Below are 24,869 nucleotides of genomic sequence, written 5' to 3'. Positions count from 1 at the left end.
TGGGATCTGTTGAATTATTCCTTTTCTTATCCCCGCTGCGACGGATGCCAGAAGGTCACCGCCTTTTCGATCATGGCCACCAGACCGTAAAATGCGGTCCCGGCCAACGCGGCCACAACGATTTCGGCCCACACCATATCCAGCGACAATTGCCCGACACTGGTCGAAATCCGAAAGCCCATGCCCAAGGTGGGTGAACCAAAGAACTCAGCCACGATAGCGCCGATCAGGGCAAGAGTAGTAGAAATCTTCAACCCGTTGAAGATAAAGGGCATCGCCGCTGGCAGACGCAGTTTCAGAAAGCTCTGCCAATACGTTGCTGCATAGGTCTCCATCAGGTCGCGCTGCATGGCGGTGGCTTCGCGCAAACCAGCGACAGTGTTGACCAGCATGGGAAAGAAGACCATCACCACAACCACTGCGGCTTTGGAGTGCCAGTCAAAACCGAACCACATCACCAGAATGGGGGCAGTCCCCACAATAGGGAGCGCGGCCACGAAATTGCCCACCGGCAACAAGCCAAGTCGCAGAAAATCCCACCGGTCGACGGCAATCGCCATCAGAAACGCAGCGCCGCATCCGATGATGTAACCGCTGAGCGCTCCTTTGATGATGGTTTGAACAAAGTCCGCCCAAAGCACCGGCAAGCTATCGGCGAAACGCACTGCGATCAGAGATGGGGCCGGGAGAATAACCAAAGGCACCTCCAATCCGCGCACCAGCAGCTCCCACACTCCGACTATGGTAAGGCCAAAGATCAACGGGGCAAGAAACTTCACCAAAGGCGTGTCAGCCTGCGGGCCGCTTGCGAGGCGGCTGTTCAGCCACCAACCAAACAACCAAAGGACGATTGCAAACAGCACCAACATCATTGCGCCATCCCCATCCGTTTCAGAACTGTTCGCTCTATCAAGCCCAGCAAACCAACAAGGCAGGCTGCCAGAATGGCGGCTGCAAACAGAGCGGACCAGATTTGTACGGTTTGCCCATAGTAGCTGCCGGCGAGCAGTCGAGCACCCAATCCGGCGACCGCGCCTGTTGGCAGTTCGCCCACGATTGCACCGACCAGCGAGGCGGCCACACCAATCTTAAGCGACGTGAAGAGATACGGCATGGATGCCGGAAGCCGCAGCTTCCAGAACCCTTGAGACCGGCTGGCATTGTAGGTGCGCAGCAGGTCCAACTGCATAGCATCCGGGCTGCGCAATCCCTTAACCATGCCGACCACAACCGGAAAGAAGCTCAGATAGGCCGAGATCACAGCCTTGGGAATGATCCCCTGAACGCCAACCGAATAGAGCACCACGATAATCATCGGAGCCAGCGCGATAATAGGTATGGTCTGGCTGACAATAGCCCAGGGCATAACGGACAAGTCCATGACCCGGCTATGTACGATCCCGACGGCAAGCAGAATGCCCAGCCCCGTACCAATAGCAAACCCAAGCATTGTGGCACTCAGAGTCACCCAGGCGTGATAAATCAAAGACCGTTTGGACGTGATTTTCTTTTCAACCGTCGTTTCCCACAGTTCAATCGCAACCTGATGAGGGGCCGGAAGACGGGGACGCTCCTGTTCCCAGGTCGCGGGAATGGCAAAACTGTTGCTAAGGGCCAGACCGATTTCGCTCATGTCCCGACGTTCTTTCGCAGATGGCGGTTGTACTTCTGCACCGGCGCGTTCCTGTTCCGTCAGCACCCCTTTGATGTTCATCGGAATACAGGCGACGTACCAGAACACGACGATGGCGGCCAACACAGTGAGTACGGCAAGTATCTGTTTCATGTCCGCCACTCCATCCGGATAACCGGCAAGGTTTCGGGCGGTGTGGGCGGCTCGGTTCCTGTCGCGACAAACCCCTCGCGCCGGTAAAATCTCTGCGCTGCGATATTCGGCTCATGTGCAGTCAGCCACAGGTAGTCCCGGCCCTTTTTAGCCTGATCCAACAACTGCTTACCGATACCCTCACCTGTTCGCAGGCAATAAAGCGCGCCAACTTTCAGTTCTTTGGGGTCAACCGACATGTAGCAATCGACGGGGTCACCAGAGACCCAGATTTCCCTTACCGGAAATGCTTCGCGGATCAGTTCCTCCAGTTTCTCCTCGGGCAATTCCTCTGGCATCCATTCGGTCTGAGCCATCCACGTCGCTATGATGCGCGCGCATGCCGGGACATCCCCGGTTGTTGCCCGTCTGATGTCATTCACCCCCATCAGACATCATCTCCATGCCCTGCCCGCAAACCTTCACGCACACGATGGGCGACCTCGATAAACTCAGGAGTGTCACGGATATCCAGCGGCCTCTCTTTCGGCAGCGGACTATCGATGACATCCGTTATACGGCCCGGACGAGGGCTCATGACGACGATCTTTGTGCTGAGATACACAGCCTCGGGGATCGAGTGCGTCACAAATCCAATGGTCTTTTCAGTGCGCGCCCAGAGCGCGAGGAGTTGTTCGTTCAGATGGTCCCGAACGATTTCGTCCAAGGCACCAAAGGGTTCGTCCATCAAAAGGATATCCGCATCAAACGCCAAAGCGCGCGCGATGCTGGCACGTTGCTGCATCCCGCCCGACAATTGCCACGGAAACTTTCCACCGAAACCTTTTAGATCAACAAGTTCCAAGACCTTGTTAACGCGATCCTCTTGTTCACTGGCCGAATATCCCATGATCTCGAGCGGCAGCTTTATGTTCCGCGCAATGGTTCGCCAGGGGTACAATCCTGCCGCCTGAAAAACATAGCCATACGCCCGGTTTCTGCGCGCCTCATCCGGCGTCATTCCGTTGACAGTCAGGCTGCCTCCGGTTGGTGTCTCAAGCGCGGCGATGCAGCGCAAAAAGGTGGTCTTGCCGCAGCCGGACGGACCGATAAAACTGACGAAGTCACCCTTGTCGATCGTCAGGTTTACGTCTTTAAGCGCATGAATCGGACCATCATTTGTCTGGAAGGTCAGATCCAGCTGCCTTGCCTCGATCACGGGCTGGGTAGTGCTTTCAGTGTTCATTCCATTGCCTTGAAAAGAGTTGGCTTTGGGCCGCCCTTCAGACGGCCCGCACGCATCAAACGCCGGTTGCCGGGATACCTGACCGTTCGACCGGCCGCGGCGCTGTCAGCTCTTTCCAGGTGCTCAGTGCCTTGTTTACATGGCTGTTTGGCTCACGCGCCACAAACTCACCATGACCTTCCTGAGTTCGGATGTCTCCATCGTGCACGGCCACCTGTCCGCGTGTCAGGGTAAAGCGAGGCAGGCCTTTGACCTCCTTGCCTTCGAACACGTTATAGTCAATCGCCGACTGCTGGCTCGACGCCTGGATCGTCTTCGACTTTTCAGGATCCCAAACCACAAGGTCAGCGTCCGCACCCACGAGAACCGAACCCTTTTTCGGGTAACAATTCAATATCTTGGCGATATTTGTTGAAGTTACCGCCACGAACTCGTTTGGCGTCAGGCGCCCTGTACCAACGCCATGTGTCCATAGCATTGGCATCCGGTCCTCCAAACCACCTGTCCCATTCGGGATCTTGGTAAAATCACCCACGCCATAGCGTTTCTGCTCGGTCGTAAAGGCGCAGTGGTCTGTGGCCACAACACTCAATGAGCCAGATTGCAGACCAGCCCACAGGCTGTCCTGATGCTGTTTGTTACGGAACGGAGGGCTCATGACCCGGCGCGCGGCGTGGTCCCAATCGTGATGGAAGTATTCGCTATCATCCAACGTCAGGTGCTGGATCAGAGGTTCGCCCCAGACCCGCTTACCCTGCATTCTGGCGCGACGGATGGCTTCGTGTGCCTCCTCGCAAGACGTATGAACGACATAAAGCGGTACACCCGCCATATCGGCGATCATGATGGCGCGATTGGTGGCCTCACCTTCAACCTGTGGCGGTCGGGAATAAGCGTGCGCCTCAGGGCCAGTATTGCCTTCGGCCAGCAGCTTGGCGCTGAGCTCGGCAACCACATCGCCGTTTTCGGCATGTACCATGGCCACACCTCCCAATTCGGCAAGTCGTTGGAATGACGCATAAAGTTCATCATCATTCACCATCAATGCGCCTTTGTAGGCCATGAAGTGCTTGAAGGTATTGATGCCGCGTTGTTCGATCACGGTCTTGATGTCATCGAACACCTGCTCACCCCACCAGGTCACAGCCATGTGGAACGAATAATCGCAGTTTGCGCGGGTCGACTTGTTGTCCCAACGCTTCAGAGCGTCCAACAGGCTTTCACCCGGGTTTGGCAGAGCGAAATCGACAACCATCGTGGTACCACCCGCTAGCGCGGCGCGCGTCCCACTTTCGAAATCATCGCTGGAATAGGTCCCCATGAAGGGCATCTCGAGATGCGTATGTGGATCGATCCCACCCGGCATCACATAGCATCCGGTCGCATCAAGCTCCTTGTCGCCTTTCAGATTGGGCCCGATCTCGGTGATGACACCACCTTCGACCTTAACATCAGCCTTATAGGTCAGATCAGCGGTTACGACGGTTCCGTTTTTGATCACAGTTGACATGCTATTCTCCCTGCGGGCGCTTTGCGCCTCTGTCTTGTTCGAATTCTGTTGGGTAGGTCTCTGTTACGCCTACCTATTATTCTACGATCTCAGCTGTCTCGACGACCGCATGGAGCAGGACATCTGCACCAGCAGCAGCCCAATCCTTGCTGATCTCTTCGGCCTCGTTATGACTCAGCCCGTCTACACATGGGCACATGACCATGGCTGTCGGCGCAACCCGGTTGATCCAGCACGCGTCATGGCCCGCACCCGAGATGATGTTCGTGTGCGAGTAACCCAGGCGCTCAGCCGCATCGCGCACGGCCGCCACACATTGTTCGTCAAATTTCACCGGATCAAATCCGCCAACTTTCTCGAACTCAATCTTCAGGCCCATCTCTTCGACAATATCTTCGGCCGCGACACGCAACCGGTTTTCCATGTCCTTGATGACCTCAAGTTCGGGCGAGCGGAAATCGACCGTAAATACGACCTTACCCGGGATCACATTGCGTGAGTTCGGATAAACATCGATATGCCCTGCCGCACCAACGGCATGCGGGGCGTGTGACCAGGCAATCTCGTCTACTTTTTCCAAAACCCGCGCCATGGCGAGCCCGGCGTTCTTGCGCATAGGCATCGGAGTTGAGCCGGTATGAGCATCCTTGCCGGTGATGGTGATCTGCGTCCAACTCAGGCCCTGCCCGTGCGTGACAACACCGATATCCTTTTCTTCGGCCTCGAGGATCGGCCCCTGCTCAATGTGCAGTTCAAAGAACGCGTGCATTTTGCGCGCACCGACTTCTTCGTCGCCGCGCCAACCGATCCGCTTCAGTTCATCTCCGAATTTCTTGCCTTCGGCATCTTCGCGATCATAGGCCCATTCCTGTGTGTGCATGCCTGCAAACACGCCCGAGGACAGCATCGCCGGGGCATAGCGCGTGCCTTCTTCATTCGTCCAATTGGTTGCGATGATCGGGTGTTTTGTTTTGATCCCCAGATCATTGAGCGTCCGAATGATCTCAAGACCACCAAGCACACCGAGAACACCGTCGTACTTTCCACCGGTGGGCTGTGTATCGAGATGCGAACCGACGTAGACCGGCAGCGCTTCGGGATCGGTTCCCTCGCGGTGGGCAAACATGTTGCCCATCTGGTCCAGCCCCATGGTACAGCCCGCATCCTCGCACCATTTCTGGAACAATGCGCGTCCTTCGGCATCTTCGTCCGTCAGTGTCTGACGGTTATTTCCCCCAGCAACTCCGGGACCGATTTTCGCCATCTCCATCAGACTATCCCATAGTCTGTCGCCATTGATCCTGAGATTCTGCGCCGGAGCCGCCATCTTGTTTTCCCCTGTTGCTTGCGATTTAGCTCGCTTTTGGTGTCTTGATTTGACCATCTGGTCAAACTCACGCTATCACGGGTTCGACATCAGTCAAGAAATTGCATGGCGCCGCCGCAAATTTCGGCATATTTGGTGCCCGCTTGGCGGAAAAAGAGACGACCAGGAAACATGCCCAAAGACCGTGCCCCGACCAGAATTCAGAAAAAGAACCGCGCCGCGATTCTCGAAGCCGCTCTGAACGTGTTTTCAGCGCATGGTTTTCGCGGAGCGACAGTTGACCAGATCGCAACCGAAGCCGGCCTCAGCAAACCAAATCTTCTGTATTATTTCCCGTCAAAAGAGGCGATCCATACCGCCCTGCTTTCGGGCTTGTTGGAGACGTGGCTAGCGCCTCTGCACGATCTGGATGAAAACGGCGACCCGCTGAAGGAAATCCTGTCCTACATTCATCGCAAGCTACAGATGAGCCGGGAACTGCCCCGCGAAAGTCGTCTGTTTGCCAACGAACTGGTGCAGGGTGCGCCCCGCATACATGACGCGCTGTCAAACGACCTGAAATCGCTTGTCGATGAAAAAACGCGAATTCTCACACATTGGATGGATCAAGGTAAAATCGCACGTGTCCACCCTCATCACCTGATTTTTTCGATCTGGGCGTTGACGCAGCACTATGCGGATTTTGATGTTCAGGTGCGCGCTATTCTCGGGAATGAAGACCCGTTCGAAGGTGCAGAACCCTTTATCGATACGCTTTATCGGAAACTGCTTACCCCATGAAAAAGGGCCGCAACGCGGCCCTCATCCAAATCCAATCATGACCTGTAAAAGCCACCGATTATTCTGCGGCTTTCGCCATCGGGTTGTTCGGGTGCGTGGTCCAGTTCGCATAGTCCGGCTGCACAACATTGCCGGTACGGGGATCAACCTCACCTGCATCCATCGGCACCATCGAAATACAGCCTTCGACCGGACAAACGTCGACGCAGAGGTTACAAGCGACGCATTCCTCGTCCTTCACCTCGAACACGCGGTCTGCGGACATTGAAATCGCCTGGTGGCTGGTGTCTTCACAAGCTGCATAGCAGCGACCGCATTTGATGCACTGATCCTGATCGATCTTGGCCTTGGCCACGTAATTGAGGTTCAGATACTGCCAATCCGTCACGTTGGGGACTGCACGTCCAACAACTTCGGATACATTGCTATAGCCTTTCTCATCCATCCATTCGGACAGGCCAGCTGTCAGTTCATCAATGATCTTGAAGCCGTAAGTCATTGCAGCTGTGCAGACCTGAACGGTTCCGCAGCCCAAAGACATGAACTCTGCCGCATCACGCCATGTGGTGACACCGCCGATGCCGGAAATCGGCAGACCATGCGTTGCTTCGGCCCGTGCGATCTCGGAAACCATAGAAAGTGCGATGGGCTTGACGGCCGGACCGCAATATCCGCCATGGCTACCTTTGCCATCAATCGACGGCTCAGGGCTGAAGGTGTCCAGATTGACGCTGGTGATCGAGTTGATCGTGTTGATCAGCGACACCGCATCCGCACCGCCATTTCTCGCGGCAGCAGCAGGTTTACGAACATCGGTGATATTTGGCGTCAGCTTTACGATCACTGGGCGATCATAATATTTTTTGCACCACCGTGTGACCATTTCGATGTACTCGGGCACCTGCCCGACAGCCGAGCCCATTCCGCGCTCGCTCATCCCGTGCGGACATCCAAAGTTGAGCTCAATACCATCCGCGCCCGTCTCTTCGACACGCGGTAGGATCGCTTTCCAGGCTTCTTCTTCGCAAGGCACCATAATCGAAGCGATAAGCGCACGGTCGGGGTAATCCGCTTTGACCCGCGCCATTTCTTCGAGGTTCACTTCCAGAGGTCTGTCGGTGATCAACTCGATGTTGTTCAACCCGAGCAATCGCCGGTCTGCACCATAGATCGCGCCATAGCGTGGTCCGTTCACATTCACGACCGGAGGCCCTTCGGACCCCAGCGTTTTCCAGACCACACCGCCCCATCCAGCCTCGAATGCACGGCGCACGTTGTATTCCTTATCCGTCGGTGGCGCAGATGCCAGCCAGTACGGGTTCGGGCTTGAGATTCCCAGAAAGTTTGTTGTCAAATCAGCCATTTATCCGGCCTCCCTGATGCAGTTTTGCATCTTGAAAAATTGTGAGCATACTCAGCGGACGGCCACTACGCCGACAGGCTGGCATGTATATCCATCGCGGCGTCCCGACCCTCGGCCACTGCCGTCACGGTCAGATCATCTCCGCCAGCTGCACAATCACCGCCGGCCCATACACCCTCCAGCGACGTACGACCGGTTTCGCTGACAGCGATCTTGCTGCCATCAAGCGTCAGCCCTTCGGGTGCGCCCTCCAGCGTTTGTCCAATCGCTTTCAGAACCTGATCAGCCGGTACGCGAACAGTCTCACCTGTTCCGGTCAGGTTGCCATCGTGGCTTGCAGTATACTCCAGTTCAATCTCGGCCGCTGCACCATTTCCATGAACAGCCACGGGCTGCACGTTGCACATGATCCGAACCCCATGCGAAGCGGCCAGATCCTGTTCATATCGGCTGGCCCCCATGGCATCGCGGTCTCGGCGATAGGCAATGGTCACATGTTCAGCACCCAAAAGCTTAGATTTAACCGCGGCATCCACCGCAGTCATGCCGCCGCCAATGACAACAACATTCCGCCCGACAGGCAGATGCGCCAGATCACCGGCTTGTCGCACATCCGAAATGAACTCGACCGCGTGACGCACGCCATCCTTGTCTGCCCCCTGCGCCCGAAGTGCATTCACACCCGCAAGACCAATAGACAGGAATACCGCATCATAGTTTTCAAGCAGCCCGTCCAGCGAAATGGTCTCACCCAGAACTGATCCGGTTTCGATCGCGATACCACCGATTTTCAGCAACCAGTCCACCTCGGCCTGGGCGAAATCGTTCGTCGATTTATATGCTGCAATGCCATATTCGTTGAGCCCGCCCGGCTTGGGCTTGGATTCGTGAATGACCACATCATGTCCAAACATCGCCAGCCTGTGTGCGCAAGCCAGACCGGCTGGCCCTGCCCCGATTACAGCAACCGTCTTGCCAGTCGGTGCAGCACGCTCGAACGGATGTTCACCTGACGCCATTACATCATCGGTGGCAAAACGCTGCAGTCGCCCGATTTCGACCGGTTTGCCTTCGGCAGCTTCGCGAACACAGGCTTCTTCGCACAGTGTTTCCGTCGGGCAAACCCGGGCACACATGCCACCCAGAATATTCTGTTCGAGAATTGTGCGACCTGCCGCCTGCGGCTGCCCAGCCTGGATCTGACGAATGAACAGCGGGATATCGATGTCCGTCGGACAGGCTGTCACGCATGGCGCGTCATAGCAGAAATAGCAGCGATCTGCCGCAACGGCCGCTTCATGCGGCGCGAGAGGCGGATGCAGATCGGCAAAATTCGAGGTCAGCTCATCGCTGGAAAGCCGCCCGGATACGATACCGGGTGCCATCTGGCCCTGTGCCATCACTCTACTCCCTGTAGATATGTTTGTTATGCCCCCAGCTTGCCACAAACAAATTTTTTATCAATTGGTAAAATTTGTCAAATGGTCAAAAAATGAAAAAACCGGGCTGTTCGACCCGGTTTTCTGGCTATTCTGCCTGTTTATGATGCAGTAAGAGATCTAAACCATGCCATTCAGGTGCCCGGATTTGACCCACACGCGCGCACCTGCCACTCCGGCTACTGCTTTTGATTGCGTCCCGGGCGGCAATCGCAGCCAATCCCATCCGAAAAACTCTTCGCCATCTTCAGCAAAACTGCCTTCGACCACGAACACTTCCAACCCTTTGGTGGCATCCAAATCTATAGTCTCGCCTGCGGCCCAGTTCTGCACCTGTACGTCCTCGCGGTCATCCTTGAACAGACGAACAGTTCCCTCTCCATTTATCGAGCGGCGGATTTCAGTACGGTCATCCGGGTCAAACTGGTGCAGCTTAACCAGAATTGTCGCCCCTTCACTTGCAGACGGGGTATGAGAGGTGGTGGGGGGATTGCGGACATAGCTGCCAACGGGGAAATCTCCGGTTTCATCCTGAAAAACACCATCGAGGACAAGAAACTCTTCTCCCCCATCGTGGGTGTGCGCCGCAAAGGCACTGCCGGGTGCAAACCTTACAATCGTAGTCGCGCGCGCCACTTCATCCCCTATACGATCCAGCATCTTTCGCTCGACGCCTGCAGCCGGCGAAGCGACCCACTCATTGTCGTCGAAATGAACTGCCACTCGTTTGCTGAAATCCGCGTTGACCCGCATGGTCGACCTCCTGATCATTGGCTTGGTTAATACATGTCCCAAAATTTACGATTATCAATCCGTTTCGAAATACGGGTTTTGACGCCCCGGGCAGGTTGCTGTAGTCCCGTTTGAGCAATTAAGTGCAACAACAAGCACCCAATCGGAAAGCACGTGAATGCAGGCGCAACCCCCGAAGTTTAACATTATTATCGTCGGGCAAAACAACCGACTGCAATATGAGGCAGTCCTGTTTGCGGCCTCATTGCGTTATTCTTCGCCGAACTTCCAAGGTCGGCTGTTTGTCGCCGTTCCCCAACCCGGGCCGCGCTGGCATCACGATCCAAGCATCCAGAATCCCGATGTCCTCAAAGCGCTGAAACAACTGGATGCCGAGATACTGCCATTTGAATCGCAGGTATTCGGGGAAAGCTATCCATACGGAAACAAAATCGAATCTCTCAGCGCGCTTCCCGAGGGCGAGCCATTTGTTTTCTTTGACACCGACACGTTGATCACGGGTGAATTGGCCGACGTACCCTTTGACTTTGATCGCCCTGGTGCGTCTCTGAAGGTCGAGGGGAGCTGGCCCAAGCCGACCCTGTATGGGCCAAGCTATGAGGGCATCTGGAGCGCGTTGTATCGCAGGTTCGGGCTGGATCTGGAAAGCTCGTTGGATACCGATCAGCCCGAGGATTACTGGCGGCGCTATTTGTATTTCAACGCAGGCTATTTCTTCTACAAATGCCCGCGCTTGTTCGGAGAGCGCTTTCTGGAATATGCCCGCGTCATTCGCGATGAGAACATTCCCGAATTGACCGGACAGAACCTAGACCCGTGGCTGGATCAGGCTGCATTGCCTTTAGTCATACATTCCTTCGGTGGCGGGCGAGACGCCCTCCCCCCCGGTCTTCTCGATGGCTCTGTGAGTTGCCACTATCGACTGTTCCCTTTGCTCTACGCTCGCGAAAACGATCACGTAATTGATGTGCTGGAAACCGTCGCCGCACCGAACAAGATCAAGAAGGTTCTAAAGAACTATGATCCGATGAAGCGGCTGGTGATACAGGGCAAGGGTTCAAAGATCAGAGACATGTTCGATCGCAATAATCTGCCTCAGCGAGAGCAGGTCATACGAAAGGCGATCAAGGCCAAGGGGCTTTGGCTGCGCTGACGGGATCGTTGTGCGCGGACCAGCAATGCCCTAGAGATTCAGCAACGCGAAGAATCCAACGGGAGATTAAAATATGTCTGATGGCCCCACTTACGGCTTTGATACCCTGCAAATCCACGCCGGAGCCCGCCCTGATCCGGCGACCGGAGCGCGGCAGACACCCATCTATCAGACGACAGCGTATGTCTTCCGTGATGCCGAACACGCAGCCGCGTTGTTCAATCTGCAGGAAGTTGGATACATCTACTCCCGCCTGACCAACCCGACCGTTGCAGTATTGCAGGAACGTGTGGCGACACTTGAAGGGGGCGTTGGTGCGGTCTGCTGTTCCTCAGGTCATGCTGCGCAAATCATGGCCCTGTTCCCTCTGATGGGTCCGGGATGCAATGTTGTTGCCTCGACCCGTCTATACGGGGGCACGGTCACGCAGTTCAGCCAGACCATCAAACGGTTCGGTTGGGAAGCCAAGTTCGTGGACACGGACGATCTGGATGCCGTGAAAGCCGCAATTGACGAAAACACGCGTGCGGTTTTCTGCGAATCCATCGCCAACCCGGGCGGGTATGTCACCGACATTCGCTCACTGGCAGATGTGGCCGACGATGCCGGAATTCCGCTGATCGTCGACAACACCTCGGCCACACCATATCTGTGCCGCCCGATCGAACACGGCGCGACACTGGTTGTGCATTCGACCACCAAATACCTGACCGGCAATGGCACCGTCACCGGCGGCTGCATCGTGGATTCGGGCAAGTTCGACTGGTCGGCCAACGACAAGTTCCCATCCCTCAGCGAGCCTGAAACGGCCTATCACGGTCTCAAGTTTCACGAGACATTTGGCCCGCTTGCCTTCACCTTCCATGGTATCGCGATCGGATTGCGCGATCTTGGGATGACCATGAACCCGCAAGCGGCCCATTATACATTGATGGGCATCGAAACTCTCAGCTTGCGGATGGAGCGTCACGTAGAGAATGCTCAGAAAATCGCGGCTTGGCTCGAAGCAGATGATCGCGTCGATTATGTAACCTATGCGGGCCTGCCATCATCGCCCTATCATGATCGGGTCAAAAAGAATTACCCCAAAGGCGCGGGCGCTTTGTTCACCTTCGCCGTCAAAGGTGGTTACGACTCTTGCGTCAAACTGGTGAACGCGCTCGAAATCTTCAGCCATGTGGCCAATTTGGGTGATGCCCGGTCGCTGATCATTCACTCTGCATCAACGACGCACCGCCAGCTGTCACCGGAACAGCAAGAGGCTGCAGGCGCAGGCCCGAACGTGGTTCGCGTTTCGATTGGCATCGAAGATGCAGATGACCTGATCGCCGATCTGGATCAGGCCCTGTCCAAAGCCAGCGCCTGATACGATGGCAAAGCACGACACCAACGAACTGGGTCAACCTATCGGGTCGCCGGTATCGGGCGATTTCCCGCGCCCGACGCCACCATACACACCGATGGAAGGTCGGTTCTGCACCGTCGTGCCACTGGACATAAATCGGCATTCGCCCGGACTTTACCGGGCGTTTGCGCAAGACGCTGACGGTCACAATTGGACCTACCTGCCTTATGGGCCATTCGGTGCTGAGCTTGAGTTTGAAGACTGGGTTCGAGCCAACTGTGCCGATGCTGACCCGATGTTCCACACTGTACTGGATCGAGACGAGACGCCAGTTGGTCTTGCGTCATATCTCAGAATTGCACCGGCAGCTGGCTCAATCGAGGTTGGCCACATCCATTTCTCACCTCTCCTCCAACGCACTCCTATGTCGACTGAAACCATGTATCTGATGATGCGCCGGGTTTTTGATGAACTGGGCTATCGTCGGTACGAGTGGAAATGTGATGCGTTGAATGCCCCGTCTCGCAACGCGGCAGAACGTTTGGGCTTTACCTTCGAGGGCACATTCCGTCAGGCGACACACTACAAAGGTCGGAACAGAGATACTGCCTGGTATTCGATCATCGATAGTGAATGGCCACGTGTCCGGGATGCGTTCGAAACATGGCTTGAGCCCGACAACTTTGATGCGTCGGGCCAACAACGTCAGTCATTGATGGCCCGCGCACAGACGTAAGTTTATTCGGATATCTCGAAGACCATCGAGATATTGACCGAAACCCCAACTTCGCCGCCCGCCACCGGAACTGATCCTGCATCGGCAAAACTCATTTCGCGCATCTGCATCATTGGGCGCGCACCGCCGCCCTGATCCGTGATCGACACAACAGACCCCAATGTGATCCCGGCTGCTTGCGCAAGCTGTTCTGCCTTGGCGGTTGCATCGGCTACCGCCTCGGCACGCGCTTTGGCCTCCAGCGGTTTCGGTTCCTGCACATCAAAGCTGAGGCCGCCAAAATCGTTGGCACCGTCCCGAATCACGGCATCCATGATCTCACCCAGGTTACTCAGATCCCGCACCCGGACAAAAACGCGATTGGATGCTACAAACCCAGAGATTTTCGGGGCCTCACCGTCAGGATTGTGACGCCCTGCCCAAACCGGCGACAATGACAGATCACGGGTTTGCACATCGCGCGCCTCGATCCCCATGTCATTCAGCCGTGCCAAAATTTGAGCGACTGCGTCAGACGTCGCCTTCATTGCATCAGATGCCTGCGCATTCTCATTCGTCACGCCCAGGGTGATGGTCGCCATATCTGGTTCCGCCAACGCAGTTCCCGTTCCGCTAACGGTGATGCGACGTTCTTCCGCATGCGCCATCCCAACCGAGGTCGCCGCCATCATCGCGGCCAGAAAAGCAAGTGTCTTCAAGGTGATCCCTCCTTTTGCCTTATCCTATACATGGGTTGGCAAGCCTTTGCCGGACAAGGGGAGATTTTGCCTTTTCCTTTCCCTCGGCGGGTTCCTGCTTTAATCTCAGAGGGCAGACGCAAGCGCGTTTGCGCGAATTCTGACAAATATGGTTCTGCCAGATTATGAAACCCGCCTTCGCGCTGTCTTTTGATGATACCGGGATTACCTTACACCATCACTCAGATGGCGAATGGTTTTGTGTGGGAACTGTTCCGGTTGATGCACCTGATCTGAATGACCGCATGCAGGCGCTGCGCGAACAGGGATTCGCACTTGAGAATGACCTGAGCTGCAAAGTGGTCATTCCTTCAGATCAGGTAAAGTATCTCACCTTGGATGCTGAGGGCTTAAGCCCTGAAGATCTGGATCAGAAGGTGGCAAAAACCCTGACGTCCGAAACACCATATTCGCTGGCTGAATTGGAGTTTGCGACACAGCAGCAGGGAGACTCGGTCCGTATTGCGGCGGTGGCCAAGGAAACAATCGAAGAAGCCCGTTCCTTCGCGATGGGTCATGGATTTATCCCAACAACCTTCACCGCCAACGATCTGGAATCGAAAGAGGGTTCCATATCAGAGTATCTGCTTTCTGATGCTGCAAGGCTGACGGAGGCAAGCGCGGACTCAATCGAGTCGGAAACCTCACCCGAACCAACTGAAACCGTGCCGGTCATTCCGTCCGAACCGACCGAAACCACAAAAGCATCGCCTGTGTTGGAAGTCGAAAGCACTGATTCAGAAGATCCGGCTGCCCCAACTGCTCACCCAATCGCAGGAACTGCCGACCCGGACGTGTTTCGATCGCCAGAGATTACTTCTGATGTTCCTGCATCTGCCGGGACATCAACCAAACGTCCAAAGCAACTGATCCCTTTGGCCGCTGCTGTCGTCGCAGTTGGTGTGGCCGTAGGCGCATGGACTTTGACAGGCTCCGAAGGCGACGAAGCCGAAGCGATTTCGGATTTGTCACAGGAAGAGACACCTCAGGAACAGGTCGTCACAACCACCGAGCCCCAAGAAACCATTTCACCCCCCGTCCCCGAACCTGAAACGCAAATCGCTCTGCCGGCGGAAACAGAGCTCGAAAACGTCGCCCCCGATGAAGAACTGGAACTGACCGCGACTGACACTGCGATTCTGGAAGCCCTGAATATCGAACCTCAACCGGTCGAACAGGTCGCTCGGGATCCTGAGAGTGAAGAGGTCTTTTATGAAGTCACCGGGTTGGCTCCTACACCTCCGCAAGCACCGACCGCGCCATCGCTGGAGGAACCCGAAGAGCTTTACCTTGCCTCGATTGATCGTTCGGACCTGTCTCAGGATGCTGTCGCCCTGCCTCCTGTTGAGAGCTTTGATACCGATCTTCCGTTCGAGCAAGCCGGGCAATCCAGCGTCGCAGGTACCCGTTTCGAATTTGACGACCGGGGCTTGGTGATCCCTACCGCAGAGGGCACGCTGAACCCGGATGGCATCGTCGTGTATCTTGGTCGCCCTTCCAAAGTCCCGCCAGAAGTACCGGTGCGTTTCGAAACCGATCCTGATGTGATCGAGGAAGTCGATGTGTTGGCCGACACACGCCCCCGAGCCCGCCCCGGCGATCTGATTGAGCAATTTGAGCGGCAGCAACTTGGTGGGCGGTCTCTCGAAGAACTGGCCGTGCTACGCCCCAAGTTACGCCCCGAATCACTGCAAGATACGCCAAAGGTTGACCATACCCCAACAGCCTTGGCCGTTGTAAGAGTCCCTCGCCCTAAGATCCGACCAGCCTCAATCGCAGTGATTGCCTCGAGGAAAGCAAGCACAGGTACAGCCCCGTTGGGTTCGACGGCTGCTGTTGCACAATCGAGTGAAGAAGCTGGAACATTTCAGCCGAAATCCGTTGCACCCAAAATCCCGACAACAGCCTCTGTCGCCCGGCAAGCGACGCTGGACAATGCGCTGAACCTGCGAAAACTCAACCTGATCGGGGTGTATGGCACACCTGCAAATCGACGCGCATTGGTCCGGCTTCCCAGTGGACGCTACAAAAAGCTGAAAGTTGGGGACCGGGTCGATGGTGGCAAAGTAATCGCCATCGGTGACAGCGAACTGCGCTACCAGAAACGCGGGCGTAGTGTGACGTTGAAAATGCCTCGTGGCTGACTACGCGGATCAGGTCATCCATGGTTATGAGATTGAAGCGCCCTACCTGATTGAGGCTTATGGGCAGCTATGTCCCGAAGATGTTCTGGCACCAGTCGCTGAGTTTCTACCTGACACAGGCAAAGTGCTTGATGTCGGTGCGGGTATCGGCACAAACGCGGCATGGCTGGCTTCGCGCGGATGTCAGGTAGCAGCGGTAGAACCTGCCAAGACATTCCGGGATCATGGGCAAAACGGCTATCCGAGCAGGAACGTGTCATGGGACGATGGCAGACTGCCGACGCTCAGTGGCATAGGTTTCAGCAAAGGGGATTTCGATACCGTTCTTGCCATCGGGGTCCTTCATCATTTGGCACCTACCGATCAAGCAGTTGCCATCGAAACGCTTGCAAGCCTGCTGAAACTATCCGGACGCATGATCCTGTCTCTTCGACATGGTCCCTGCCCTGCATCTCGTCCCGGGTTCTCAGTATCGGCTGATCTGATCACGGAAGTAGCGGTGCAAAGCGGATTTGACGTACGCCATCGGTCTGAGACTGGATCTATCCAGCCAGCAAACCGGCGCGCCGGGGTCACTTGGACCTGGCTGGTGTTGGACGCGCCGGAGTTTCATTTGCAGCCAGGCTGTTAAGCAGCCGAGATTTCACCTGATTCAATCTGCTCGCGCTCGATGGATTCGAAAAGGGCTTTGAAGTTACCTTCACCGAAACCGTCATCGCCCTTGCGCTGGATGAATTCAAAGAAGATCGGGCCAATCACGGTCTTCGAAAAGATCTGGAGCAGAATCTTGGTCTCGCCTCCATCAACGACACCTTCGCCATCGATCAGGATACCGTGCTTCATCATGCGGTCTTTGGGTTCGTCATGACCCGAAACCCGGTCGAACGACATGTCATAGTAGGCTTCGTTCGGGCCGGGCATGAACTTCAGACCCTTCTCCGCAATCGCATCGGTGGATTCATAGATATCGTCACTACCAACCGCGATATGCTGAATGCCCTCGCCGTTGTACTTCTTGAGATACGCCACGATTTGCCCGGTTTCACCCCGATCCTCATTAATTGGAATGCGGATACGACCACACGGCGAGGTTAAGGCACGGCTGTATAGACCCGTGAATTTGCCCTGAATGTCAAAGAACCGGATTTCGCGGAAGTTGAACAGATCGCCATAGAAACGGAACCACTTGTCCATGTTTCCTTTGTAGACGTTGTGGGTCAGGTGATCGAGATAGTAGAAACCATCCCCGCGTGGCTTCGATTGCTTGAGCCACTCGAACTCCTGATTGTAGGGTGACGTTTCATAATACTGATCGATGAAGTAGATCAGCGATCCACCGATGCCTTTGATCGCTGGAACATTGATGGTCTTATCCGCGCCATCATAAGGTTCTGCCCCCTTTGAAATTGCGTGCTCATAAGCCTTTTGGGCATCGACAACACGCCAGCCCATCGCCGGGGCGCAAGGACCATGATCTGCGACGAACTTTGCGGCAAAGCTCTCGGGGTCGGCATTCAGGATGTAAGTCACATCACCCTGCTGCCAAAGCTCAACGGCGGGCTTATCCTTGTGATGCGCAACCAGTTCGAATCCCATCTTTGCAAACAAGTCACGCAGTTCCTGCGGTTCCGGGTGCGCGAACTCGACAAATTCAAAGCCATCGGTGCCGGCTGGGTTTTCTTCACTGATCGTTGATTTCGGGGCGTTATGCGGGAAAGGACCCATGGCGCGTCTCCTCCAAAACAGGAATTTCTTTGCTGATTCAAAAATACGCTTTAACTGGTGCTGTTTCTGCGCATTGTTTTCGTGTAATCTATGATTACGCGCGCGATTGCCGCACACATTGATAGAAAACCGGGAATTCTCCGCATATGCTGGATGCCACCGATACACGTCTGCTGTCAGCACTTCAAAAAGACGCTCACCTTACGGCACATCAATTGGGCGAATTACTGAATCTCTCGCCCAGTCAGGCGGGCCGCCGAAGACAAAGGCTTGAAGCTGATGGGTACATAACTGGATATGCCGCCCGTCTGGACCCACTCAAGCTGGGCTTGCAGGTTCAGGGCTTCATTCAGGTACATCTCGGCACGCATGGCCCTGACCAATCCGCAAGCTTTGCCCGTATGGTCGACAGCCGCAGTGAGATTACGAGCGCCTGGACGATGACAGGTGAGGCAGATTATCTGCTGCACGTCTACTGCGACGACCTTTCCGCCCTCAACCGCTTGCTTCATGAGGTGATCCTGCCGCATCCTGCAGTGGCGCGTGTGCAAAGCCAGATCGTCATGGACCAACTCAAGCGCGACGCCCCGTTGCCGACCTGAAAATCAAGAAAGAACCACTATGGAAGAATTCCTCTACCAAGCCACGATTTACCTGGCAGCGGCAGTCATAGCCGTACCTTTGTCGGCGCGCTTGGGATTGGGGTCCGTGCTGGGGTATCTGGCGGCGGGTATCGCGATTGGACCTATTCTTGGCTTGGTAGGTGCAGAAACCGAAAGCCTGCAGCATGTTGCAGAATTCGGCGTCGTCATGATGCTGTTCCTGATTGGTCTGGAGCTTGAACCGCGCGCCTTATGGGACATGCGTGACAAGCTGTTGGGCTTGGGCGGGCTGCAGGTGGCTATGTCTACCATCGTGATCGCAGCCGTTGCGATCTATACCGGACAACCCTGGTCTGTTGCGTTGGCGGTAGGCTTAACTCTGTCACTCTCATCAACTGCAATCGTTCTTCAAACCCTTTCAGAAAAGGGTCTGATGCAAACAAACGGCGGTCGAGCTACCTTTTCAGTGCTGCTGACACAGGACATTGCGGTCATTCCGATCCTTGCATTTCTGCCATTGCTGGCGCTGCCTGCCAGCATTCATATCGAGGATGATGGCTCGATCGACCGCGGTGGCGATGCGGCGCATGGCGCAGACGCACATCACGCCCTTTCGCTGGTCGAAGGTCTGCCCGGGTGGGCCGTTACTTTGGTCACAATCGGTGCCGTCGCTTTTGTTGTGCTCGCCGGCATCTATCTGACCCGCCCCCTATTCCGTTTCATCCACGCCACCCACCTGCGCGAGATGTATACCGCACTTGCCCTGGTGATTGTGGTCGGCATCTCGTTCCTGATGACCTTGGTGGGGCTCTCACCGGCTTTGGGCGCTTTTTTGGCGGGTGTCGTTCTGGCGAGCTCTGAATTCCGGCACGAAATGGAGAGTGACCTTGAGCCGTTCAAAGGCCTGCTGCTCGGGTTATTTTTCATCACCGTCGGGGCCGGTATCGACGTCGGTTACTTCTTTGCCGACCCGTTCGACCTGATCGGTTTGGCCCTGTTAGTTATTCTGGCCAAGGGCATCATCCTGTTTATCGTTGGCCGTGCGTTCAAGCTGCGGGGACGCGATCACTGGCTCTTTACACTTGGGCTGGCGCAGGCTGGTGAATTTGGATTTGTGCTGCTCGCCTTCTCGACACAACAGAATGTCATTCCGCCCGGACTGTCACAAAAGCTGCTGATGATCATCGCACTGACAATGCTGATCACGCCTCTGCTGTTCATCATCTACGATATGGTTTCTCGCTATATCGGAGACAGCAGCCCAAAGGTCGAGGCGGACACTATCGACGAAAAGGGACCGGTGATCATCGCAGGTATTGGTCGTTTCGGTCAGATCGTAAACCGGCTGGTGCAGGCGAGTGGCTTCAAAACGGTTGTTCTCGACCACAACATCGAGACGATCCAATTGATGCGGCGCTTTGGGGTCAAAGGGTTTCTGGGCGATCCCACTCGCCCAGAACTATTGCGCGCAGCAGGCATTGAAAAGGCTGCGGTACTGGTTGCAGCGATGGATGATCGCAAGCAGGTCACCCGCCTTGTCGGCTATGCGCGGCGCCAACGGCCCGATCTGCATATCGTGGCACGCGCACATGATCGTAACCACGTCTACGAACTGTATCAGGCTGGCGCAAATGACATCGTTCGCGAGATGTTTGACAGCTCATTGCGTGCGGGGCGCTATGTTCTCGAGAATATTGGTCTGAGTGAATACGAAGCCGCGCAGGCCGAGCAGACCTTCTACCATCATGACCGGAAATCGATCCGTGATCTGGCGGAACTATGGATTCCCGGGATGCCTACGGCTGAGAACAAGAAGTACATTGAGCGCGCCCAGAAACTTGAAAAGGATCTGGAAACCGCGTTGCTGGAACTGGCCGAAGAACACGCCAAAAAGTCTGCCTGACCCAAGGCGTTCCTTGGATCAGGACTGGCGTTTATCCGTCTGAAACACCTGCTTCAGCGAACGTTGCCATGCCTGAATGGCAGGCGACCGCACTTTTGACGATGTTGATGGCCAAGGCTCCGCCCGATCCTTCGCCCAGACGCAAACCAAGGCTCAGAAGGGGTTCCTTACCCAGTTTGGCCAAAACGGCACCATGGGCGCCCTCAGCGCTCTGGTGGCCTGCTACGGTGTGGTCCAGAGCGTTGTCCGAAACCTGCGCCAAACACGCCGCAGCCGCAGAACATATGAAGCCATCAAGAACAACAGGGATACGCAACACGCGTGCCGCGGCAATTGCTCCTGCCATGGCGGCAATTTCGCGCCCGCCAAGACAGCGCAGAACTTCCAGACCATCAGAGCTGCCATGCAGCGCCACACCTTCGGCCACAACCCGTGTTTTATTGGCAAGACCTGCATCATCGACACCAGTACCACGCCCGGTCCAATCAGCAGCATCACCGCCGAACAATGCACACGCGATTGCCGCTGCGGGGGTGGTATTGCCGATGCCCATTTCACCAACGACCAGAAGATCCGCCCCGGCGTCCACTGCGTTCCAGCCGGTACGCAGCGCTTCGAGCAACTCCTGCTCGCTCATCGCCGCTTCTTTGGTGAAATCAGCAGTCGGGCGATCCAGTTCAAGCGCATGCACATCCATCTTGGCACCTGCGGCTTTCGCAAGTTGATTGATCGCCGCACCACCGTGTTGGAAGTTCATGACCATCTGCACTGTCACTTCTGACGGAAACGCAGACACCCCTTGCGCCGTCACTCCGTGGTTTCCTGCAAACACGATGACTTGTGGCGACGAGATCTGCGGCCGGGCATCCCCACGCCAGCCTGCATACCAGATCGCCAGATCCTCAAGCCTGCCCAATGCTCCGGGTGGCTTGGTCAATTGACCATTGCGGTCTGTTGCGCCCTGCAGGGCGGACTCGTCAGGTCCAGGCGCCCCTTTCAGGGCTTCCCGGAACGTATTCAGATCATTCAGTTCGGGCAGCATTCAAAGCCTCGTTGCATCAGAGTGGTCCTGCGTGTTTAACCGAAGCAAGCAAACCGACAAGACCCTGAAAGGCCTGGGAGTGCACAAAAACGACACCACCCCGTTTTCCGCGTGGGATATTCCGCTGGCGCTGGTTCTGCTGACGCGTTTGCCGCTGCCACGTTTGCCTGAGCAGGTTTTTACCCGTCAGGCACAAGCGGCATGGGCCTTTCCCCTAAGCGGCCTGGTCGTTGGTTTGATTGCCTGCGCCATCGGCTGGTTGGCCATGGCCTTGAACCTACCTGTTCTGGCATGCGCGACCCTATTGGTCGCAGTACTGGTTGCCACGACCGGGGCCATGCATGAAGACGGGCTGGCGGATACCTTCGACGGGCTATGGGGCGGTTTCACCGTCGAACGCCGTCTTGAGATCATGAAAGACAGCCATATTGGTACGTATGGTGTGCTGGCGTTGGGTATCGCGCAATTGCTGCGCATATCAGCGGTCATGGTTTTGCTGAATAATGGCGCTTTGACCGGCATACTGGCAGCTTGCGTTGTTTCCCGTGCCTCGATGCCCTTGCTGATGAGCGCGTTGCCAAACGCCCGGAAATCGGGACTGAGTCACAGCGTGGGCGCGCCCTCATCCCTTGCCGTTGTTTCCGGGTTGGGGATAGCCGTAATTCTGGCATTGCTGCTGATTGGAAAGCTCGCGTTGTTACCAGCCCTGTGCGCACTAATGGCAGCTGGCATTCTGGCAGTCATCGCAAAGGCCAAGATTGGCGGTCAGACAGGCGATATTCTCGGCGCATCCCAACAGATCAGTGAAATCACGTTTCTACTTACCCTGGCAGCACTGATCTAAGCCACACCGCCGGTTTCAATACGCAAGGTCTCGCCACAGTGTTTGCAATGCACGGCGTCCGGATCATGCCTGTAAAGCCCGCAGCTGGGGCATTTGTGACGAACCTTTTGAGGCATGAAAATAGCCTGCGCGAGGCGTACGAATAGCGCAACGCCGACCACCATGATGAATACCGAGAACAGTTTACCCCCCGGGCTGGGCAGCGTGATGTCCCCGAACCCTGTTGTCGTCAGCGTCGCCATCGTAAAATACAGTGCGTCGATATAAGGCGTCTTGCTATCATCCGGAATGAAAAAAACCAGCACTGCTGTTGAAGTGGCAAATACAAAAACGAGCAGGTTTATCGCAGCTATCACAGCGTCTTCGTGAGTTCTGAAAAAACTGCTGTCCCTCCGAAGATCTCTGAGCAGATGATAGGAATGGATCAACCGCAGGGCACGCAATATCCTGAGGAACGCCAAGCTTCCAGTAAGGAACGGGTCCAGGATCAGGGAAACAATTACCACGATGTCAGCAAGGGTATAAATCTGCCGCAGCAGTTTCCATCTGTCTTTGGCGATCCACATTCGTGCAGAAAAATCCAAGAGGATTACCAGCCCTACGGCCCAACTTGCTGCGATCAAGCCAGGGCCGTGCGGCACATGCGCGGTTGCAACAAAGAATACGATCGTCGCTGCGTCAAACAGGATCAGAAGGTAGCGGAACCGGATCGAGATCGGTTCCTTGCCTATGTACAGGAATTTGACCGTTTGCTTCATCCAAGACCCGATTTCGGCTTCACCTTTCTGGAAAATAACGAAAAACCGTTTTCAGACCAAGCGACACGGTACAAAAAAGGCCGCCCCAAAACTGGAGCGGCCTCAAACTAAAGTGCAGCGATATCAGGCGGCAGCGCGCGACATCAGTACTTCGTCGACCTGCTTGGCAGCAGAGATTTCGTCGGCGCCGGAAACGGCAGCCACTTCACGCGTCAAACGCTCCAGAGCGGCTTCGTACAACTGGCGCTCGGAATAGCTCTGTTCGCGCTGGTCATCGGTGCGGTGCAGATCACGGACCACTTCGGCAATCGAGATCAGATCGCCCGAGTTGATCTTCTGCTCATATTCCTGAGCACGACGCGACCACATTGCGCGTTTGACCTTGGCTTTACCCTTGAGCGTTTTCATCGCCTGGCTGATCACATCCGGTGAGCTCAGCGAGCGAAGGCCGGATTCGGTCACCTTGTTGGTCGGCACGCGCAACGTCATCTTGTCTTTCTCAAAAGAGATGACGAATAGCTCAAGCGAGAATCCCGCAACTTCTTGTTCTTCGATCGAGATGATCTGACCCACGCCATGTGCGGGGTAGACAACATAGTCGTTCGGGCGGAACTCAAGCTTTTTCGACTTTGTCATTCACGTGTATCCTTGGTTGAAGAGCGGGACAGAGGCGACAAAAAACCACAAGCGGGACCGGTCAGGCCCCGTCAGGCGGCTATATTGTCAAAAATTTAGAACCCCAAAGCGAGCATACTTACGGAGCGCATCCCATCTCGGTCATCATGTAAGAGTTAAGTATATCACAAAAAAGCGACACCCGAAAGGTTACGCACTGGCAATTTTAGACAATCGCCACGTTTCCAACGGGTTACAGCACAATCGTGCCAGATTTAGGTCAATTTGACCTGGCGAATCGCTCAGCCGCCCTCGCCCGGCGCTTCGGAGAAGTACTTCTCCATCTTACCTTCTTCGCCATCACGTTCCTCAGCTTCTGGCAGAGGATCCTTTTTGGTAACGATGACAGGCCACTGTTCAGCGAATTTGCGGTTGAACTCGACCCACGTTTCCATCCCAGGCTCGGTATCGGGACGGATCGCATCTGCCGGGCATTCCGGTTCGCATACTCCGCAATCGATGCATTCATCGGGATGAATGACCAGTGTGTTTTCACCTTCGTAGAAACAGTCCACCGGGCAAACTTCGACGCAGTCGGTGTATTTGCAGGCGATGCAGTTTTCGGTGACAACATAAGTCATGGTTATTTCCAGTTTGCGGTTTGGCGTTTAGCTAATCCAGTCTGACCCTGTCTTCAAGATAGGATCAGCCTTCCTGGGTGCGAGAAAGATCAAGTGCCCGCCGATCTTTCTTGGTTGGACGACCTTTTCCCTCAAACCCCGGGTTCTTGGGCGGCGTGTCCTTCTTTTCCGTCATATCGAAGTACAACGTTTGCGCTTCGGGCGCTGGACCTCGTCGTTCCCCTAGTTTTTCGACGCGCACGACCCGGACGATGCGTCCTTGCGGAAAGGTCAGAACGTCGCCGGGCGCCACAGCCTGAGCTGGCTTCAGCACCCGGTTTCCGTTTACACGCACATGACCGCCGCTAACCTGTTTGGCAGCCAGGCTGCGGGTTTTAAAGAACCGCGCCTGCCACAACCATTTGTCAATTCGCAGCTTGGCCTGTGCTTCGGCCATAGTAG

25 protein-coding genes are annotated in these 24,869 nt (G+C 55.6%); 9 read left to right on the top strand and 16 right to left on the bottom strand.

Translation table 11 applies throughout. The features are described from left to right. Window positions 1–26: 26 nt before the first annotated feature. The 6 genes from ACR0CW_RS03470 to ACR0CW_RS03445 form a co-directional block, all read right to left on the bottom strand. On the bottom strand, window positions 27–872 hold the full coding sequence (locus ACR0CW_RS03470; protein ID WP_170332875.1) for an ABC transporter permease: 846 nt from the start codon (window positions 870–872) through the stop codon (window positions 27–29). After that, entirely contained in the window at window positions 869–1,786 is a 918-nt protein-coding gene (locus ACR0CW_RS03465) for an ABC transporter permease (protein ID WP_170332873.1), read from the bottom strand. The genes ACR0CW_RS03470 and ACR0CW_RS03465 overlap by 4 nt, the downstream gene beginning before the upstream one ends. After that, the gene (locus tag ACR0CW_RS03460) at window positions 1,783–2,214 is read right to left on the bottom strand and encodes a GNAT family N-acetyltransferase (protein WP_170332871.1); all 432 of its coding nucleotides are present in this window, start codon (window positions 2,212–2,214) and stop codon (window positions 1,783–1,785) included. Before ACR0CW_RS03460 ends, ACR0CW_RS03465 begins: the two co-directional genes overlap by 4 nt. Further along, window positions 2,214–3,011: an ABC transporter ATP-binding protein gene (locus ACR0CW_RS03455; protein WP_155143511.1), complete on the bottom strand. Its 798-nt coding sequence runs from the start codon at window positions 3,009–3,011 to the stop codon at window positions 2,214–2,216. The genes ACR0CW_RS03460 and ACR0CW_RS03455 overlap by 1 nt, the downstream gene beginning before the upstream one ends. Before the next feature lie 55 nt (window positions 3,012–3,066). Beyond that, window positions 3,067–4,521, bottom strand: a complete 1,455-nt coding sequence (gene hydA, locus ACR0CW_RS03450) for a dihydropyrimidinase (protein ID WP_480786827.1) — start codon at window positions 4,519–4,521, stop codon at window positions 3,067–3,069. 76 nt (window positions 4,522–4,597) lie between these two features. Next, window positions 4,598–5,848, bottom strand: a complete 1,251-nt coding sequence (locus tag ACR0CW_RS03445; protein ID WP_480786826.1) for a Zn-dependent hydrolase — start codon at window positions 5,846–5,848, stop codon at window positions 4,598–4,600. Window positions 5,849–6,019: 171 nt separating this feature from the next. On the opposite strand from ACR0CW_RS03445, the gene ACR0CW_RS03440 reads away from it, so the two are divergent. Continuing rightward, window positions 6,020–6,628: a TetR family transcriptional regulator C-terminal domain-containing protein gene (locus tag ACR0CW_RS03440; protein WP_480786825.1), complete on the top strand. Its 609-nt coding sequence runs from the start codon at window positions 6,020–6,022 to the stop codon at window positions 6,626–6,628. 58 nt (window positions 6,629–6,686) lie between these two features. On the opposite strand, the gene preA is transcribed toward ACR0CW_RS03440, so the two are convergent. The 3 genes from preA to ACR0CW_RS03425 all read right to left on the bottom strand — a co-directional run bounded on the left by preA (window position 6,687) and on the right by ACR0CW_RS03425 (window position 10,183). Continuing rightward, window positions 6,687–7,991, bottom strand: a complete 1,305-nt coding sequence (gene preA / locus ACR0CW_RS03435; protein ID WP_155143503.1) for an NAD-dependent dihydropyrimidine dehydrogenase subunit PreA — start codon at window positions 7,989–7,991, stop codon at window positions 6,687–6,689. A 65-nt stretch (window positions 7,992–8,056) separates the two neighbouring features. After that, a complete protein-coding gene (locus tag ACR0CW_RS03430; RefSeq protein WP_480786824.1) occupies window positions 8,057–9,391 on the bottom strand; it encodes an NAD(P)-dependent oxidoreductase in 1,335 nt (444 codons plus the stop codon). A 159-nt stretch (window positions 9,392–9,550) separates the two neighbouring features. Continuing rightward, entirely contained in the window at window positions 9,551–10,183 is a 633-nt protein-coding gene (locus ACR0CW_RS03425) for a cupin domain-containing protein (protein WP_480786823.1), read from the bottom strand. Between the two features lie 157 nt (window positions 10,184–10,340). Here ACR0CW_RS03425 and ACR0CW_RS03420 point away from each other — a divergent pair, with 157 nt between their 5' ends. The 3 genes from ACR0CW_RS03420 (at window position 10,341) to ACR0CW_RS03410 (ending at window position 13,417) form a co-directional block, all read left to right on the top strand. Further along, window positions 10,341–11,336: a hypothetical protein gene (locus ACR0CW_RS03420; protein WP_480786822.1), complete on the top strand. Its 996-nt coding sequence runs from the start codon at window positions 10,341–10,343 to the stop codon at window positions 11,334–11,336. A 73-nt stretch (window positions 11,337–11,409) separates the two neighbouring features. After that, window positions 11,410–12,702, top strand: a complete 1,293-nt coding sequence (locus ACR0CW_RS03415; protein WP_155143498.1) for an O-acetylhomoserine aminocarboxypropyltransferase/cysteine synthase family protein — start codon at window positions 11,410–11,412, stop codon at window positions 12,700–12,702. Between the two features lie 4 nt (window positions 12,703–12,706). Then, a complete protein-coding gene (locus tag ACR0CW_RS03410) occupies window positions 12,707–13,417 on the top strand; it encodes a GNAT family N-acetyltransferase (protein WP_480786821.1) in 711 nt (236 codons plus the stop codon). A 2-nt stretch (window positions 13,418–13,419) separates the two neighbouring features. Here ACR0CW_RS03410 and ACR0CW_RS03405 read toward each other — a convergent pair whose 3' ends face one another. Then, complete coding sequence (locus ACR0CW_RS03405) at window positions 13,420–14,115, bottom strand: SIMPL domain-containing protein (protein WP_155143495.1); 696 nt, start codon at window positions 14,113–14,115, stop codon at window positions 13,420–13,422. 164 nt (window positions 14,116–14,279) lie between these two features. Here ACR0CW_RS03405 and ACR0CW_RS03400 point away from each other — a divergent pair, with 164 nt between their 5' ends. Both ACR0CW_RS03400 and ACR0CW_RS03395 read left to right on the top strand, forming a co-directional pair. Beyond that, entirely contained in the window at window positions 14,280–16,298 is a 2,019-nt protein-coding gene (locus tag ACR0CW_RS03400) for a hypothetical protein (protein ID WP_480786820.1), read from the top strand. Next, window positions 16,291–16,929 carry a class I SAM-dependent methyltransferase gene (locus ACR0CW_RS03395; RefSeq protein WP_480786819.1) on the top strand — a complete coding sequence of 213 codons (639 nt, stop codon included), beginning with the start codon at window positions 16,291–16,293 and terminating at the stop codon, window positions 16,927–16,929. Before ACR0CW_RS03400 ends, ACR0CW_RS03395 begins: the two co-directional genes overlap by 8 nt. Here the strand turns inward: ACR0CW_RS03395 and hppD are convergent. Next, window positions 16,926–18,023 carry a 4-hydroxyphenylpyruvate dioxygenase gene (gene hppD, locus ACR0CW_RS03390; RefSeq protein ID WP_480786818.1) on the bottom strand — a complete coding sequence of 366 codons (1,098 nt, stop codon included), beginning with the start codon at window positions 18,021–18,023 and terminating at the stop codon, window positions 16,926–16,928. The two genes, ACR0CW_RS03395 and hppD, sit on opposite strands and share 4 nt — an antisense overlap. A gap of 146 nt (window positions 18,024–18,169) precedes the next feature. On the opposite strand from hppD, the gene ACR0CW_RS03385 reads away from it, so the two are divergent. Together ACR0CW_RS03385 and ACR0CW_RS03380 are read left to right on the top strand one after the other, a co-directional pair. Further along, window positions 18,170–18,625: an Lrp/AsnC family transcriptional regulator gene (locus ACR0CW_RS03385; protein WP_155143488.1), complete on the top strand. Its 456-nt coding sequence runs from the start codon at window positions 18,170–18,172 to the stop codon at window positions 18,623–18,625. A gap of 19 nt (window positions 18,626–18,644) precedes the next feature. Continuing rightward, entirely contained in the window at window positions 18,645–20,528 is a 1,884-nt protein-coding gene (locus ACR0CW_RS03380) for a monovalent cation:proton antiporter-2 (CPA2) family protein (protein WP_155143486.1), read from the top strand. Window positions 20,529–20,559: 31 nt separating this feature from the next. Here the strand turns inward: ACR0CW_RS03380 and cobT are convergent, their stop codons facing one another. Then, window positions 20,560–21,570 carry a nicotinate-nucleotide--dimethylbenzimidazole phosphoribosyltransferase gene (cobT, locus tag ACR0CW_RS03375; RefSeq protein ID WP_170332848.1) on the bottom strand — a complete coding sequence of 337 codons (1,011 nt, stop codon included), beginning with the start codon at window positions 21,568–21,570 and terminating at the stop codon, window positions 20,560–20,562. A 79-nt stretch (window positions 21,571–21,649) separates the two neighbouring features. Between cobT and cobS the strand changes: the two genes are divergently transcribed. Further along, window positions 21,650–22,414, top strand: coding sequence for an adenosylcobinamide-GDP ribazoletransferase (cobS, locus tag ACR0CW_RS03370; RefSeq protein ID WP_480786817.1), 765 nt, complete (start codon window positions 21,650–21,652; stop codon window positions 22,412–22,414). Here the strand turns inward: cobS and ACR0CW_RS03365 are convergent. The 4 genes from ACR0CW_RS03365 to ACR0CW_RS03350 all read right to left on the bottom strand — a co-directional run bounded on the left by ACR0CW_RS03365 (window position 22,411) and on the right by ACR0CW_RS03350 (window position 24,864). Beyond that, window positions 22,411–23,172 (bottom strand): ion channel, encoded by a 762-nt coding sequence (locus tag ACR0CW_RS03365; protein ID WP_480786816.1) that lies wholly within the window; start codon window positions 23,170–23,172, stop codon window positions 22,411–22,413. The two genes, cobS and ACR0CW_RS03365, sit on opposite strands and share 4 nt — an antisense overlap. Before the next feature lie 123 nt (window positions 23,173–23,295). Then, window positions 23,296–23,808, bottom strand: coding sequence for a CarD family transcriptional regulator (locus tag ACR0CW_RS03360; protein ID WP_155143480.1), 513 nt, complete (start codon window positions 23,806–23,808; stop codon window positions 23,296–23,298). Between the two features lie 281 nt (window positions 23,809–24,089). Continuing rightward, window positions 24,090–24,428, bottom strand: a complete 339-nt coding sequence (fdxA, locus tag ACR0CW_RS03355; protein ID WP_155143479.1) for a ferredoxin FdxA — start codon at window positions 24,426–24,428, stop codon at window positions 24,090–24,092. A gap of 64 nt (window positions 24,429–24,492) precedes the next feature. Then, complete coding sequence (locus ACR0CW_RS03350; protein WP_170332844.1) at window positions 24,493–24,864, bottom strand: RNA-binding S4 domain-containing protein; 372 nt, start codon at window positions 24,862–24,864, stop codon at window positions 24,493–24,495. Window positions 24,865–24,869: the final 5 nt, after the last annotated feature.

The sequence above is a fragment of the Ruegeria sp. CH6 genome (assembly GCF_056537005.1).
This window is presented reverse-complemented; position numbering and strand designations above follow the sequence as displayed.

Coding starts and splice junctions, on each gene's coding strand:
- ACR0CW_RS03425 (WP_480786823.1), bottom strand. CDS start 10,183: ATGCGGGTCAACGCGGATTTCAGCAAACGAGTGGCAGTTCATTTCGAC.
- ACR0CW_RS03415 (WP_155143498.1), top strand. CDS start 11,410: ATGTCTGATGGCCCCACTTACGGCTTTGATACCCTGCAAATCCACGCC.
- ACR0CW_RS03360 (WP_155143480.1), bottom strand. CDS start 23,808: ATGACAAAGTCGAAAAAGCTTGAGTTCCGCCCGAACGACTATGTTGTC.
- ACR0CW_RS03470 (WP_170332875.1), bottom strand. CDS start 872: ATGATGTTGGTGCTGTTTGCAATCGTCCTTTGGTTGTTTGGTTGGTGG.
- ACR0CW_RS03465 (WP_170332873.1), bottom strand. CDS start 1,786: ATGAAACAGATACTTGCCGTACTCACTGTGTTGGCCGCCATCGTCGTG.
- hydA (WP_480786827.1), bottom strand. CDS start 4,521: ATGTCAACTGTGATCAAAAACGGAACCGTCGTAACCGCTGATCTGACC.
- ACR0CW_RS03440 (WP_480786825.1), top strand. CDS start 6,020: ATGCCCAAAGACCGTGCCCCGACCAGAATTCAGAAAAAGAACCGCGCC.
- ACR0CW_RS03430 (WP_480786824.1), bottom strand. CDS start 9,391: ATGGCACAGGGCCAGATGGCACCCGGTATCGTATCCGGGCGGCTTTCC.
- ACR0CW_RS03350 (WP_170332844.1), bottom strand. CDS start 24,864: ATGGCCGAAGCACAGGCCAAGCTGCGAATTGACAAATGGTTGTGGCAG.
- ACR0CW_RS03380 (WP_155143486.1), top strand. CDS start 18,645: ATGGAAGAATTCCTCTACCAAGCCACGATTTACCTGGCAGCGGCAGTC.
- ACR0CW_RS03460 (WP_170332871.1), bottom strand. CDS start 2,214: ATGGGGGTGAATGACATCAGACGGGCAACAACCGGGGATGTCCCGGCA.
- ACR0CW_RS03410 (WP_480786821.1), top strand. CDS start 12,707: ATGGCAAAGCACGACACCAACGAACTGGGTCAACCTATCGGGTCGCCG.
- ACR0CW_RS03400 (WP_480786820.1), top strand. CDS start 14,280: ATGAAACCCGCCTTCGCGCTGTCTTTTGATGATACCGGGATTACCTTA.
- ACR0CW_RS03420 (WP_480786822.1), top strand. CDS start 10,341: ATGCAGGCGCAACCCCCGAAGTTTAACATTATTATCGTCGGGCAAAAC.
- preA (WP_155143503.1), bottom strand. CDS start 7,991: ATGGCTGATTTGACAACAAACTTTCTGGGAATCTCAAGCCCGAACCCG.
- fdxA (WP_155143479.1), bottom strand. CDS start 24,428: ATGACTTATGTTGTCACCGAAAACTGCATCGCCTGCAAATACACCGAC.
- ACR0CW_RS03445 (WP_480786826.1), bottom strand. CDS start 5,848: ATGGCGGCTCCGGCGCAGAATCTCAGGATCAATGGCGACAGACTATGG.
- hppD (WP_480786818.1), bottom strand. CDS start 18,023: ATGGGTCCTTTCCCGCATAACGCCCCGAAATCAACGATCAGTGAAGAA.
- ACR0CW_RS03455 (WP_155143511.1), bottom strand. CDS start 3,011: ATGAACACTGAAAGCACTACCCAGCCCGTGATCGAGGCAAGGCAGCTG.
- cobT (WP_170332848.1), bottom strand. CDS start 21,570: ATGCTGCCCGAACTGAATGATCTGAATACGTTCCGGGAAGCCCTGAAA.
- ACR0CW_RS03385 (WP_155143488.1), top strand. CDS start 18,170: ATGCTGGATGCCACCGATACACGTCTGCTGTCAGCACTTCAAAAAGAC.
- ACR0CW_RS03365 (WP_480786816.1), bottom strand. CDS start 23,172: ATGAAGCAAACGGTCAAATTCCTGTACATAGGCAAGGAACCGATCTCG.